Annotated in this window: 12 protein-coding genes; all 12 read left to right on the top strand. The window is 43.2% G+C overall.

Translation table 11 applies throughout. The features are described 5' to 3' along the window. The first annotated feature begins 1 nt into the window (after nucleotide 1). From ABN099_RS06475 to ABN099_RS06420, 12 genes are read left to right on the top strand one after another with little or no spacing between them, the layout of a single operon-like run. On the top strand, nucleotides 2-1,414 hold the full coding sequence (locus ABN099_RS06475; RefSeq protein ID WP_349462851.1) for a PBSX family phage terminase large subunit: 1,413 nt from the start codon (nucleotides 2-4) through the stop codon (nucleotides 1,412-1,414). A 2-nt stretch (nucleotides 1,415-1,416) separates the two neighbouring features. Beyond that, a complete protein-coding gene (locus ABN099_RS06470) occupies nucleotides 1,417-3,618 on the top strand; it encodes a portal protein (RefSeq protein ID WP_349462850.1) in 2,202 nt (733 codons plus the stop codon). A gap of 10 nt (nucleotides 3,619-3,628) precedes the next feature. Continuing rightward, entirely contained in the window at nucleotides 3,629-4,528 is a 900-nt protein-coding gene (locus ABN099_RS06465) for a phage capsid protein (protein WP_349462849.1), read from the top strand. 14 nt (nucleotides 4,529-4,542) lie between these two features. Beyond that, on the top strand, nucleotides 4,543-5,814 hold the full coding sequence (locus tag ABN099_RS06460; protein ID WP_349462848.1) for a P22 phage major capsid protein family protein: 1,272 nt from the start codon (nucleotides 4,543-4,545) through the stop codon (nucleotides 5,812-5,814). A gap of 53 nt (nucleotides 5,815-5,867) precedes the next feature. After that, the gene (locus tag ABN099_RS06455; protein ID WP_161681495.1) at nucleotides 5,868-6,059 is read left to right on the top strand and encodes a hypothetical protein; all 192 of its coding nucleotides are present in this window, start codon (nucleotides 5,868-5,870) and stop codon (nucleotides 6,057-6,059) included. Continuing rightward, entirely contained in the window at nucleotides 6,040-6,522 is a 483-nt protein-coding gene (locus ABN099_RS06450) for a packaged DNA stabilization gp4 family protein (RefSeq protein ID WP_349462847.1), read from the top strand. The genes ABN099_RS06455 and ABN099_RS06450 overlap by 20 nt, the downstream gene beginning before the upstream one ends. After that, nucleotides 6,494-8,275, top strand: a complete 1,782-nt coding sequence (locus ABN099_RS06445; protein ID WP_349462846.1) for a packaged DNA stabilization protein — start codon at nucleotides 6,494-6,496, stop codon at nucleotides 8,273-8,275. Before ABN099_RS06450 ends, ABN099_RS06445 begins: the two co-directional genes overlap by 29 nt. Then, entirely contained in the window at nucleotides 8,272-8,994 is a 723-nt protein-coding gene (locus tag ABN099_RS06440; protein ID WP_349462845.1) for a phage tail protein, read from the top strand. Before ABN099_RS06445 ends, ABN099_RS06440 begins: the two co-directional genes overlap by 4 nt. After that, complete coding sequence (locus ABN099_RS06435; protein ID WP_349462844.1) at nucleotides 8,994-9,455, top strand: DUF2824 family protein; 462 nt, start codon at nucleotides 8,994-8,996, stop codon at nucleotides 9,453-9,455. The genes ABN099_RS06440 and ABN099_RS06435 overlap by 1 nt, the downstream gene beginning before the upstream one ends. Next, nucleotides 9,449-10,129 (top strand): DNA transfer protein, encoded by a 681-nt coding sequence (locus ABN099_RS06430; protein WP_109401474.1) that lies wholly within the window; start codon nucleotides 9,449-9,451, stop codon nucleotides 10,127-10,129. The genes ABN099_RS06435 and ABN099_RS06430 overlap by 7 nt, the downstream gene beginning before the upstream one ends. Beyond that, the gene (locus ABN099_RS06425) at nucleotides 10,129-11,700 is read left to right on the top strand and encodes a phage DNA ejection protein (protein WP_349462843.1); all 1,572 of its coding nucleotides are present in this window, start codon (nucleotides 10,129-10,131) and stop codon (nucleotides 11,698-11,700) included. Before ABN099_RS06430 ends, ABN099_RS06425 begins: the two co-directional genes overlap by 1 nt. After that, nucleotides 11,685-13,649: a hypothetical protein gene (locus tag ABN099_RS06420; RefSeq protein WP_349462842.1), complete on the top strand. Its 1,965-nt coding sequence runs from the start codon at nucleotides 11,685-11,687 to the stop codon at nucleotides 13,647-13,649. Before ABN099_RS06425 ends, ABN099_RS06420 begins: the two co-directional genes overlap by 16 nt. Nucleotides 13,650-13,661 lie beyond the last annotated feature (12 nt).

Here is a 13,661-nt window from a genome sequence, read left to right as displayed (position 1 = left end):
TATGACACAGATAAACCCTATCTTTATGCCATTCATTGAGGCGCACCGTTACAAAGTCGCTAAAGGTGGCAGGGGTAGCGGTAAATCTTGGGCGATAGCTAGGCTTCTCGTTGAAGCAGCAAGGAGACAGCCGGTACGTATACTTTGCGCTCGTGAATTGCAAAACAGTATTAGTGACTCAGTTATCAGGCTTCTTGAAGATACGATAGAGAGAGAGAGCTATAACAATGAGTTCGAAATTCAGCGCACTATGATTAAACATCTTGGCACTGGCGCTGAGTTTATGTTTTACGGCATCAAGAATAACCCGACAAAGATTAAGTCGCTTGAAGGTGTTGATGTTTGTTGGGTGGAGGAAGCAGAGGCGGTAACAAAAGAGAGTTGGGATATTTTGATCCCGACAATTCGAAAGCCTAACTCTGAAATATGGGTGAGCTTTAACCCGAAAAACATTCTTGATGACACCTATCAGCGTTTCGTTGTTAACCCACCTGATGATATTTGCTTGCTTACTGCCAACTATACCGACAACCCTCACTTCCCTGATGTATTGCGATTAGAGATGGAGGAATGTAAACGCAAGAATCCAACGCTATATCGGCATATCTGGCTCGGTGAGCCGGTAAGCGCTAGTGATATGGCTATTATTAAGCGTGAATGGTTAGAAGCTGCTACTGACGCACATAAAAAACTTGGATGGAAAGCTAAGGGCGCAATAATTGCTACTCATGACCCGTCTGATGTTGGCGGTGATGCCAAGGGGTATGTTTCACGCAGGGGATCAGTAGTTAACAAAGTTGCAGAAGGTTTGCTAATGGATGTTAACGAGGGCGCTGATTGGGCTACGGAGCAAGCTATTCAAGATGGCGCTGATCACTTCCTATGGGATGGTGACGGATTGGGTGCGGCATTACGCAGGCAAGTTACTGACGCATTCACTGGAAAGCAAACAACAGTAACCATGTTCAAAGGTAGTGAGTCTCCTTTCGATGAGGATGCGTTATATCAATCTGGCGCATGGGCTGATGAAGTAGTTAGCGGTGACAATAGTCGAACCATCGGAGATGTATTCAGAAACAAGCGCGCACAATTCTACTATGCATTGGCTGACAGGCTCTATTTGACTTATCGAGCAGTAGAGCATGGCGAATATGCAAACCCTGACGACATGATTAGCTTCGATAAAGAAGCGATTGGCGAACAGATGTTAGAAAAACTATTCGCAGAGCTTACGCAAATTCAACGTAAGTTTAACGGTAATGGCAAGTTAGAGCTAATGACCAAAGTTGATATGAAAGTGAAACTTGGCATCCCATCACCTAACTTAGCTGACTCCATCATGATGTCTATGTATTGCCCTGTGATTATTCATGACGATACAGAGATTTACGTTCCATCATCTTCTAGTTGGTAACTATGGCTGAAACACTACAACAAAGACATGAGCGAATAATGCTCAGGTTTGACCGTGCGCACTCACCGCAAGAAGATGTGAGGGCGAAATGCGTCGAAGCAACACGGTTTGCACGAGTGCCCGGAGGTCAATGGGAAGGTGCAACTACTGCGGGTACTAAGCTCAATGACCACTTTGAGAAATACCCTAAATTTGAAATAAATAAGATAGCCACCGAGTTAAACAGGATCATCAGTGAGTATCGCAACAACAGAATCACCGTTAAGTTTAGACCGGGTGACAAAGAAGCAAGCGAGGATTTAGCAGACAAGTTAAATGGCTTGTTCCGTGCTGACTACGAAGAGACTGACGGTGGAGAGGCTTGCGATAATGCGTTTGATGATGCAGCAACAGGTGGATTTGGTTGCTTTAGGCTAACAACAAACTTAGTCAATGAGTTAGACCCGATGGATGACAGGCAGAGAATTTCTATCGAGCCTATTTATGACCCGTCTCGTTCAGTGTGGTTTGACCCTGACGCCAAGAAATATGATAAGTCTGATGCCGAATGGGCTTTTTGCATGTACTCGCTATCCACCGAGAAGTACAAGGCTGAGTACAAAAAAGACCCAGCAACGTTAGATGTAGGTATTGATAGGTCGTGGGATTATGACTGGTTTGATTCTGATGTGGTTTATATCGCTAAGTATTATGAAGTAAGAAAAGAATCAGTTGATGTTGTCAGTTTCCAAAACCCAATTACTTCAGAGGTTGTTACCTATGACAGCGAACAACTTGAGCAGGTTGGTGATGAATTAATTGATATTGGCTTTGTTGAAGTTGCTCGAAGAACAGTTAAGCGCCGTCGAGTTTATGTGTCAGTGGTCGATGGTGATGGATTCCTTGAGAAAGCTCAGAGAATACCGGGTGAGCACATTCCTTTAATCCCTGTTTATGGTAAGCGATGGTTTATTGATGACATCGAGCGAGTCGAGGGGCATATTGCAAAAGCAATGGATGCTCAGCGCCTTTATAACTTACAGGTGTCAATGCTTGCTGATTCAGCAGCTCAAGACCCCGGTTCGGTTCCTATTGTTGGCAAGCAACAGATTAAAGGGCTTGAAAAACACTGGGCTGATAGAAACTCAAAAAGACCTGCATTCCTTCCTCTGAATGAAATAACCGATAAGCAAGGCAATGTTATTGCGCCAGCATCAGCAATTGGTTATACGCAACCACAGCCACTTAATCAGGCAATGGCTGCGCTGTTGCAGCAAACAAGCTTAGATATTCAGGAAGTAACTGGTGCTAGTCAGGCAATGCAGCAAATGCCTAGCAATATTGCCAAAGAGACCGTTAATAGTCTTATGCACCGATCGGACATGGCTTCGTTTATCTATCTGGATAACATGGCTAAGAGCTTGAAACGTGCTGGTGAGGTATGGCTATCGATGGCTAGAGAAGTATATGGATCTGATAGGCAAGTTCGCGTAGTTAATGAGGATGGTACTGATGATATAGCGCTGATGTCTGTGACGATACGAGATAAACAAACAGGCGAAATTGTAGCCATGAATGATTTATCTACTGGTCGTTATGATGTCACGGTTGATGTTGGGCCATCTTATACAGCAAGGCGTGATGCCACTGTTTCAGTGCTGACAAATCTTCTTGCTGGGATGCTTCCTCAAGATCCGATGCGCGCAGTTGTTCAGGGAATTATCTTGGACAACATGGATGGTGAAGGTCTTGATGAGTTCAAGGAATACAACCGCAATCAGCTACTTACTCAAGGTGTCGCCAAACCTCGCAATGCAGAAGAAGAGCAGATTGTTGCTCAGGCACAGCAACAGGCGCAACAGCCTAATGCTGAGTTATTGGCAGCGCAAGGTGTGTACTTGCAAGGACAGGCAGAAGTCCAGAAGACGAAAAATGAAGAGCTATCCATTCAGGTTAAAGCATTCCAAGCTCAAACAGAAGCTAGAGTTGCAGAGGCTAAAGTTGTCCAGCTTCTGGCATCAGCAGATAGCACAAAGCGCGCTGAAATTAGAGAGGCGCTTAAAATGTTACATAACTTCCAGAAAGAACAAGGCGACTCATCACGAGCGGATGCCGAGTTAATTCTAAAAGCAACTGATACGCAGCATAAGCAAAGCCTAGATGTTGCGAAAACCATTCAATCACAAAATAACCAACAGTCTCCTGCGGACTTCTCGCAGAGTTAAGGAGTAATAAATGGAAAGCGAACTGATCATTGATGGTCAGGCTGTACCTATGTCTGAAAATCAGGAATCACAACAGCAGGAAGCCTCAGAGCAATCAAAGCAAGTTAGTGAGAATAATGCCGCTAATAACGCCGAGACTGTTACTGATGATTCTGCTGAAGTAAAACCGGATCAGAGCGTCGAGCAGGAGCAAGATTACTCCTTGCAAATCGGCGATGAAGAAATCTCGTTGACTGATGAAGAAGATTTAATTGAAGACCAGTCTACAGCCAAATGGATTAAAGACCTTCGAAAAGGCTTTAAAGATACTCAGAAAGAAAACCGTGAACTAAAGCGCCAACTTGAGGAAATTACAGCCAAGCAAACGCAAGAGCCGGCGGTTAATCATAATGATGAAATACCTCAGAAGCCAACACTAGAGTCATGTGATTGGAGTGAAGAGACATACGAGAAAGCATTAACTGATTGGTATGAGAAAAAAAGCCGTGCTGATCAGAGCAAAAAAGCCAAGGAGAAAGATCAGCTCGACTATAAGGAAAAAATCCTTAAGCGACTGGAAGATCATAAGCAACGAGCATCTAAGTTACCTGTAAAAGATTACGCTGAGATGGAAGAGATTGTCACCAATGAAGTTCCTATCATCCATCAGGAAATCTTACTTAGAGCTGCCGATGAAGGTACAGAGCTAATTGCTTATGCACTTGGTAAGAATAAAGAATTGCGCCAGCGGCTTACAGCTGAGAAAGACCCAATACGTGCCGCATTCCTACTTGGTCAGCTTAGCCAGAAAGTTAAGTTAGCACCAAAACCAAAGAAAGCACCTAAACCTGAGCCGGAAGTTAAAGGTGGAGCGGGAAGCGTCACGACTGATGAATTAAACAAACTGTGCCCCGGCGCAATTATTGAATAAACAAGGTGTAAAACATGGCTAATAACTTAGATTCAAACGTAAGTCAGATTGTACTTAAAAAGTTTTTACCGGGCTTTATGTCCGACTTAGTTTTATGTAAGACAGTTGATCGCCAATTACTGGCTGGCGAAATTAACTCAAGCACTGGCGAAAGTGTCAGCTTTAAGCGCCCGCATCAATTCAGCTCTGAGCGTACGGCTGATGGTGACATTACTGGTAAAGCAAAAAATGGCCTTATTTCAGGTAAGGCTACAGGTCGGGTTGGTAATTATATCACTGTCGCTGTTGAGTGGGCGCAAGTTGAAGAAGCGTTAAAGTTAAATCAGCTAGACCAAATCTTAGCGCCAATTCATGCTCGAATGGTCACTGACCTTGAGACTGAATTAGCCCACTTCATGATGAATAATGGTGCATTGTCACTTGGCACGCCAAACTCACCAATTTCTAAGTGGTCAGATGTTGCTCAAACAGCTACATTCCTGAAAGATATTGGAATTAAAGCTGGCGATAACTACGCAGTAATGGATCCTTGGTCTGCTCAACGTCTTGCTGATGCACAAACTGGCCTACATGCGTCTGACCAATTAGTGCGTACAGCGTGGGAAAATGCACAAATTCCGGGTAACTTTGGCGGTATTAAAGCTCTAATGTCAAATGGCTTAGCATCTCGTGAGCAAGGTGATTTTGGTGGAACACTGACTGTTAAAACAGCTCCAACAGTGGATTACACTGCTATTAAAGATTCCTATCAGTTCACCGTCACTCTTACTGGCGCAACAGCAAGCAAGACTGGATTCTTTAAGGCTGGTGATCAGGTTAAATTCACTGCAACACATTGGTTAAATCAGCAAAGCAAGCAAGCTCTGTATAACGGTTCCACTGCTATCAGTTTCACTGCCACCGTTCTTGAAGATGCAAACTCTGATGGTACTGGTGATGTCACTGTTAAACTTTCTGGTGTTCCGGTGTATGACGCAGTAAACACACAGTACAACGCAGTTGATCGCAAAGTAGCAGCAGGTGATGAGGTTGTGGTGATCGGTACTGCTAAGCAGCAAATGAAGCCTAATCTATTCTTTAATAAAATGTTCTGTGGTTTGGGCACTATCCCACTGCCAAAATTACACAGCATTGATTCAGCAGTGGCCACATATGAAGGTTTCTCTATCCGTGTACACAAATATGCTGATGGTGATGCTAACAAGCAAATGATGCGTTTTGACTTGCTGCCTGCCTATGTGTGCTTCAACCCACACTTTGGCGGTCAGTTCTTCGGGAACGTCTAATATCCTCGTTGTTTATTTGGGGGCTTCGGCTCCCTTTTTTATTTGAGGTAAATATGGAACGTAAAAGCGTTTTCGCATGGGCTAACAATGAAAATGGTTATGTACAGGCTGTCATTGTGGCTAGTGATTTTCCTGCATTTAAGGAACTTGGCTTCGTCGCTTCGGTTGATGAGGTTGTTAAACCAGAGGTAAAGAAATCTAAGGCAACTAAGAAGGCAGAAACAAATGGCAGTGACACTGACTAAAGGTGAAATTGTTCTATTTGCGTTGCGCAAGGCTGGCGTTGCTTCCGATGCGACGCTAACTGATGCTGAGCCGCAATCGGTAGAGGATGGTATTCATGATCTAGAAGATATGATGTCCGAACTACAAATAACATTTGGTGATTTGGGTTATAAGTTTTCACTAGAAGATGAGCAACCAGCGCCGGGTGATGATTCTGGCTTACCTCGCAAATACAAACAAGCTATCGGCTATCAATTGTTACTCAGAATATTAACTGATTACGGGCTAGAACCAACACCAAGGCAAGAGGCATCAGCGTCTTCTTCTTATGATGCATTATTTCTTGATACGCTTAAGGTTCCATCTATTGATAGGCGTGGGGATATGCCAGTTGGTCAAGGTAATAAATACACAGCTTTATGCGTAGATAGCTATTACGTCGAAAGGGGGTTTAATGCCACAGGTAAAGATTCCACTGGCTAGGGGTTTGCGAAAAGACCCGAACACAGCAGATTACATCGATGGTCTTCCTGTTAATATGTTGGCAACACCGAAAGAAATATTGAATGCGTCCGGATATTTGCGTTCGTTCCCTGCACTAGAAAAGCGTCATAGTGTTGATGGTGTGTCTCGTGGTGTTCAGTACAACACGAAAAACAACACGGTCTATCGAGTATGTGGTAACAAACTTTATCGTGGTCAGAATGCCATTGCTGACATTCAAGGCAAAGATAGGGTAACTATGGCGCACTCTGGTTACAGTCAAGCAGTAGCATCAGGCGGTAAATTAAAACTTTATCGTTATGACGGTGAGGTTAAAGAGTTATCTAACTGGCCTGAGGAAAAGGTAATTACCGAAGGCTATAAACGTGACGTTAAAAAATGGACTCACAAAGAAGGTAATGATGATTTTGTACCGCTCTCAAAGGGTGATCTGGATGGGTTCTTAACGTTAAAAATCACGCCTAAAACTTCTGATGGTAAAACCGGTAATGAGATGCTTATTACTGAGCAAATGGTGGGCGTTAAATTATCTCAGCAGGAAGATGACGAGAAACCTTATCTTACTGACGTTCTAGTCGAAGGCATTAAGCGTGCAGGCGGTAAAATTACAGTCACGTATAAAATGAACCTTGCTAAATCTAGCGAACAAACAGCCAAAGACGTTACTGAATTTGTAATGACGCAAGAAGTGTTAGAGGTAGTTGAAAGATACCCTCAATACGAATTAGGTGATGTTGTCGATGTTGCTCGTAACCGAGGGCGCTACATCTGGTTGCAGAAAGGCGGTGAAAGGTTTGGTGTCACTGACTTAGAAGATGAATCAAAGCCTGATCGTTATCGTCCATTTTACACCGCTGAATCTCAACCTGATGGCATCATTGCTATCGATTCTTGGCGTGACATGGTGCTTTGTTTTGGTTCGTCAACCATTGAATACTTCACCATTACCGGCTCAACAAGTGCGTCACAAGTAATATATGCGCCACAGCCGTCTTATATGGTTCAGATGGGTATTGCTGGTCGTGATGCTAAGTGTAAGTTCGGAGAATCATTTGCATTCATCAGCAACCCAGCAAACGGCGCACCATCTGTCTACATCCTTGGCTCTGGTTCTGCTAGTCAAATATCTACTGCAAGCATTGATAAAATCATTCGTGGTTACACATCTGACGAGTTGTCACGGACGGTTCTTGAGACTATTCGCTTTGATGGTCATGAGTTACTCATTGTTCACTTACAGTGCCATACACTTTGCTTTGACGCAGCAGGAAGCCAGCAATATCCGCAGTGGTGCATTCTAAAGTCTGGACTGTATGACGAAACCTATCGTGCAATTGATTTTATGTATGAAGGTAATCAGATCACAGTTGCGGATAAGAATGATGATCTTGTTGGTAATCTTGCTTTCAATAAATCATCTCAGTACGACAAGCAGGTCGAGCATATCCTATACACACCTATGGCTAAAGCCGATAACGCAAGGGTGTTCGATTTAGAGCTTGAAGCATCAACAGGCGTTGCTCAGATTGCTGATAAGTTATTTCTATCTGCAACGACTGATGGCATTAATTTTGGTCGAGAACAAATGATTGAACAAAACTCACCATTCCAATATGACCGACGTGTGTTATGGCGACGGGTAGGAAGAGTGAGAAAGAATATTGGGTTCAAGGTTCGCGTCATAACCAAGTCACCTGTAACACTGAGCGATCTATCGATGAGGGTTGAATGATGGCAAATGAAAACCTTTCTAAACCCATAGAAATTCAATCCGCTTATATTGTTCCAGATATCCTGCCTAATAACTTTAGCGAAACCTATCGACGCATAGTGTTAAGTGGCGCTGATGATACGGCAAAGGTGGCTGGTCGTGCAAATGAGGCTGGTGCTGAGGCTTTTGATGCTCAATCTAGAAATGATGAGCAAGATATTGTTCTTGAAGATCATGAAGAGAGAATTGGAAAAGCTGAAACAAAGATAGAGATACATGAACAACGACTAAATGATCATGAATTAAGAATTACTTCTGCTGAAGAAAAGATAATTGAGCATGAAATCAGGCTTAATGACATTGACGTTAAAGTTGAAAATCATGAACAGCGAATAACAACCGCCGAAAGTGACATTGATTATTTAACCGAAAAAACAGCAGAGATTGATGCAGATTATGTGTCACTGTCGAAGTTGACCAAGCAAACTCTTAAATCTCCTATCGATGTTTCAGCATCCTACTCAGTAAACGGAACTAAAGTTGTCGGCACTCGCGTCACTGGCTTTACATCAGCAACGGGCACAGCACTTAAGGGATCGTTTAATGCTAACCAGTCCTACTCATTCAGTGCTGATTACACTCGGTCAGAAATACAAACCTTAGCAAATGGGCTAATTGAGACCAGACAGAGAATCAAGGCGCTCGAAGATGCACTTCGCTCACACGGATTAATAGACTAATGGAAATTAAAATTATTGATAATCCTATTCGACTATCTGAGTTTTTAAATGATAAGTCGAACACGGGAAACATCGTTGATAGTAATGATCAGTATTTCATTAAACCCGACGCGCTTTACTTGGGTATTTATGAAGGAGTTCTATTGGTTGGTGTTTTTGAGGTGCGTAATTTTTGGCATACAGTCGTTGAGTGTCACGCTATCTTTGATGCTGGATTCCGTGGTAAGTACGCCTTTGATGCACACAAGCTATTCTGCAAGTGGTTACTTGAAAACAGTCAATTCACTAACTCAGTAACTATGGTTCCAGATACCACAAAATACGGTCGCGTTATTGTGAAAATGCTTGGTGCTATACGTGTCGGTCATTTAGATGATGCATATATGAGTAATGGTAAACCAGTAGGTGTCACTATCTATCAACTCAAACGCGAACAGTACGAGGAGTTATTAAAATGCTGATTATTTCAGAGAAATTCAGAAACTCACTGCTACCAATGCATGGATATATGAAAGGTGGTGGTGATGGTGGTGCTGGCGCTCAAGCTGATGCCACTCGTGAAGCCACGGCGTTACAGCGTGAAATGTGGCAAACGAACATGCAAAACCTTGCACCGTTTACTCCACTCGCTCAGCAGTATATTGGTCAATTGCAAAACCTATCTTCTTTAGAAGGTCAAGGTCAAGCATTAAACCAATACTACAACTCTCAAGCATTTAACGATTTATCAAACCAAGCTCGTTATCAGCAATTAGCCAGTGCAGAAGCTACCGGTGGATTGGGTTCAACAGCAACAAGTAATCAACTTGCATCTATCGCTCCTACGCTTGGACAAGGTTGGTTGGCTGACCAAATGAATAACTACCAGAACTTAGCCAACGTTGGTCTCGGCGCTTTGCAAGGTCAGGCTAGTGCCGGTCAAAACTACGCAAACAATATGGGGCAATTGCTACAACAAAATGCAAACGCTCAAGCGGCTATGGCTAATCGACCGTCATCAATGCAACAAGGAATGATGGGAGGTCTTGGTGGTGCTATGGCTGGCGCTCAACTTGGTAGTGTTGTTCCTGGTCTTGGTACTGCATGGGGCGCTGGTATTGGTGCTGGCGTTGGTTTATTGGGAGGATTGTTCTAATGGCTACATGGCAACCATCAGTTAACTCAGGTGGCTTTCTTGGTTCGATAGGTCAATTTAATGACAACGCACCAAGAGCCAGTGATGCAAATCCTGTTATTAACTCAATCAATCAAAGTAATGAGCTGGCTCGCTCTGGTGCTAATAATATGGGCTTACAAGCATTAAATGGGCTTGTTGGGCTTGCTGGTATCTATCAAGAAAATAAAGCCAAAGAGCGTCTTGGCGAATTCCAAAAAGCATGGGGTGAGGCGTACGCGAATAGTGATCGTGATGGCATGAGGCAGTTACTAGCTACTTATCCTGAATACGCTCAAGCTATCACTGGCGGTATGCAAGGTGTTTCCGCTGATGTTCGCGAATCTTTGGGTAACTTATCATCTGGCTATCGCAATGCGGTAATGAATGGTAATGCCACTGATTACGTTAGACAGAATGCAGATACATTTCGTCGCCTTGGCATTGACCCTGTGGAAGCCGTTTCTATTGCAGAAAAAGACCCTAAAGCGGCTGTACAGTTAGCTGATCACATTGGCATGTCATCACTTGGTATTGATGATTACTTCAACCTACAAGATAAACAACTTGGCAGACAGATTGACCAAGGTCGTTTAGATGAGCAAATCAGAAGCAATCAAGCTGGCGAAGCACTAACAAGAGAAGGTCATCAGATACAGGTTCGTGGCCAGAATATTTCTAGGGCGAATGCACTAACATCAGCCTATGCCCCAACCTCTGCAATGCAAAACTACTCTCAATATGCTCAGATGTTAAAAACTGACCCAGAAGGAGCTAAGGCGTTTGCTCAAGCTGCTGGGATAAATCCATCAGAAAAGAAATTATTTAAAGTTGAAGAAGCTCCTGATGGAGGAATAATTAAATATTATTCAAATGGCGACGAGGAGAGAGGATCTATAAATCAACCTGTTCAAATTGATGGAATGGGGAATCCAATATCTGTAAATCAAGCCAATAGAATAATGGAAAAATCAACAGGTGAGCAAAGAAAGGCGGCTGGGTTTGCCTTTAGGGTTAGAAATGGTATTGATACAGCTAACTCATTAGTAGATTCTGGAAAAGTGTCACCGCAAAGAGCGGCGGCTATTAATTCAGCCCTAAGGGATGGAACATTTGCAAGGATGGCTTTATCTGGTGATGAACAGTCATACATAGCATCAATGCAGGATGCAGTTTTAGCTATTCTTCGTAAGGAGTCAGGCGCCGCTATACCTAATTTTGAAATGGAGCGTTATTTTAGAACATACACCCCCCAGTTAGGTGATGAAAGCGCTGCTGTGAAAACAAAGGCTAGACTTCTTGAAAATCAATTCAAGGCAATTAGAGCAGAATCAGGCAAGGCATTTGATGCCATGATGGTTATTAATTCTGGATATGAAACACCATCTAACCAACAAGGGGGTAATGCTAACGGTAAACAGCAACCCCAAAAAACAACCATTGTAAATCAACAGGGAGGACAGACAGGTTCAATCTCTGAAGGAACTACCGCAACTAACCCAGCAACAGGGCAAAAAATAATTTTTAGAGGTGGTCAATGGCAACCGATTTAGGATTACCTGATGGATTCGTTTTGGATGAGCCTGTAAATAATAGCTTGCCAGATGGTTTTGTTTTAGATGGACAACCAGAACAAGCAGACCAACCATCACAACCAGAAAACAGCTATATCGCTGGCATGAAGCAAACCAATCAGAACCTTTCACAAGGTTTACAGCAATCGTCTGATGATGCTAAAGGTTTCCGTGAAAACGTAATGGATGCCTTCACTGGTGAAAGCAAGATGACTCCTGAAGTTCAAGGGCTAGAAGGGATCATGTCTTCGCCAGAAATGAATGCATTTAATACTGATGCAATGAAAGCTGCTTGGGTGCAAATGTTTGGTAATGATAACGACTTTGTAAAAGTCATCAGCAATATGGGCGGGCAAGTATCTCAAGATGAAAAGGGAAATTTACTGGTTGATTTACCTTCTGGTCGCTACGCATTAAATAAGCCCGGTCTATCATCTGAAGATGTCATGCCATTTATCGCGAACGCAGTTGCATTTACCCCAGCAGCGAGAGCGCCAACAATTGTCGGTGCAACAGCCAGATCAGCAGGTACAGACTTAGCACTGCAGTCATCCGTTAATATGGCAGGTGGTGGTGATATTAACCCATGGCAAACAGCGTTGTCTGCCGGTATTGGTGGAGGAGGAAAAGTTATTGAGCGCGGGCTTAGTGGTCTATCTCGTGCAGCAAGTGGAAATATCGCGCCAGAAACTCAACAACTATTAAGGAATGCGGAGCAAAACGGAATAGATGTACTAACAACAGATGTTTTACCACCAAGAACGTCAGTAGGAAGACAGCTTCAACAAGCCGGTGAGCAAAGTATTGGTGGTACTGGTAACCGCAGGGCGATACAAGCAGAGCAAAGAGAAAACTTTGTCGAGTCTGTTCCGCAGATGATTGAGCAAGAATTCGGTATTTATGCTCCGCATGTTATGCAAGGAGAGGTTAACGCAGGATTGCGCAGGGCTAAAGACATGCATGGTGGCGTGATAAATAACATTACTCAGCAAATGACAGGTGTTCCGGTTAATCCAACCAGATCTATTCCAGCAATTGATGAGGCATTACAACGGATAGGAAATGGTTTAGCTCCAAATAATGCCGCCACTCAAATATTAGGCAATCTTAGAAATAGAGTCGCTAATGGTGCTAGCTTTGAAGAGCTTCGTAATTTGAGGACAGAACTTCGTCAAAGTTTGCAGGGCGATAACTTAGCAATGCCTACAGCCCTTGAATCTGCATACAACAGAATAAACACCGCCATGACAAATGACATGAATAGATCTGTTGGTCAGAATTTGGGTGCAGGTCAGTTAAATCAACTTCGTCATGCTAATAACGAATATCGAAACATAGCTAGAGGGATAGAAAAGACGGGGCTAAAAAATGCCCTAGAGAAAGGTGACATCACACCAGAACTAATCAACAATCTTGTTTACAGCAAGCGCCCTAGTGATATTGCTAGAATATTCAATATGGTCAATGAGAATGGCAGAAACCAATTACGGTCTGCTTATTTGACTCGCGCCTACGAAAAGGCAAATGGATCTCCTCAGCGTATGGTTACTCAATTAAACCAGCTAATCAATCAATCAAATGGACAGGTGTTTAATACGGTCTTTAATCAGCAACAGAGGAGAATGGTTGAGGGAATGCGTGATGTTCTAGAGGCAACAAGAAGAGCTAGCACAGCAAACCAAGTTACACAAACGGGTATGTCGCTAATAACGCCAACACGAACAGCGGCAACGCTATTAACTGGCGGCACTTCGCTTGGCATTGAAGCCGGAACCGGGTTAATTGCGCGCATGTATGAATCACCAGCAATAAGAAATATGTTGTTGCGGTTACATAACACCCCAAGAGGCAGTACAGCTAGAGATAGAGCGATAACCAATATCATTAATACTCTAACTGCGACAGGTCAATCCGAAAACAGAAATTAGCAGAATAGTAAT

The organism is Proteus hauseri (assembly GCF_040139125.1).
Classification (GTDB): domain Bacteria; phylum Pseudomonadota; class Gammaproteobacteria; order Enterobacterales; family Enterobacteriaceae; genus Proteus; species Proteus hauseri_B.
This window is presented reverse-complemented; position numbering and strand designations above follow the sequence as displayed.

Excerpts from the sequence above, each read along its gene's own strand:
- ABN099_RS06435 (WP_349462844.1), top strand. The coding sequence starts at position 8,994 with ATGGAAATTAAAATTATTGATAATCCTATTCGACTATCTGAGTTTTTA.
- ABN099_RS06445 (WP_349462846.1), top strand. The coding sequence starts at position 6,494 with ATGCCACAGGTAAAGATTCCACTGGCTAGGGGTTTGCGAAAAGACCCG.
- ABN099_RS06440 (WP_349462845.1), top strand. The coding sequence starts at position 8,272 with ATGATGGCAAATGAAAACCTTTCTAAACCCATAGAAATTCAATCCGCT.
- ABN099_RS06455 (WP_161681495.1), top strand. The coding sequence starts at position 5,868 with ATGGAACGTAAAAGCGTTTTCGCATGGGCTAACAATGAAAATGGTTAT.
- ABN099_RS06460 (WP_349462848.1), top strand. The coding sequence starts at position 4,543 with ATGGCTAATAACTTAGATTCAAACGTAAGTCAGATTGTACTTAAAAAG.
- ABN099_RS06425 (WP_349462843.1), top strand. The coding sequence starts at position 10,129 with ATGGCTACATGGCAACCATCAGTTAACTCAGGTGGCTTTCTTGGTTCG.
- ABN099_RS06430 (WP_109401474.1), top strand. The coding sequence starts at position 9,449 with ATGCTGATTATTTCAGAGAAATTCAGAAACTCACTGCTACCAATGCAT.
- ABN099_RS06475 (WP_349462851.1), top strand. The coding sequence starts at position 2 with ATGACACAGATAAACCCTATCTTTATGCCATTCATTGAGGCGCACCGT.
- ABN099_RS06420 (WP_349462842.1), top strand. The coding sequence starts at position 11,685 with ATGGCAACCGATTTAGGATTACCTGATGGATTCGTTTTGGATGAGCCT.
- ABN099_RS06470 (WP_349462850.1), top strand. The coding sequence starts at position 1,417 with ATGGCTGAAACACTACAACAAAGACATGAGCGAATAATGCTCAGGTTT.
- ABN099_RS06465 (WP_349462849.1), top strand. The coding sequence starts at position 3,629 with ATGGAAAGCGAACTGATCATTGATGGTCAGGCTGTACCTATGTCTGAA.
- ABN099_RS06450 (WP_349462847.1), top strand. The coding sequence starts at position 6,040 with ATGGCAGTGACACTGACTAAAGGTGAAATTGTTCTATTTGCGTTGCGC.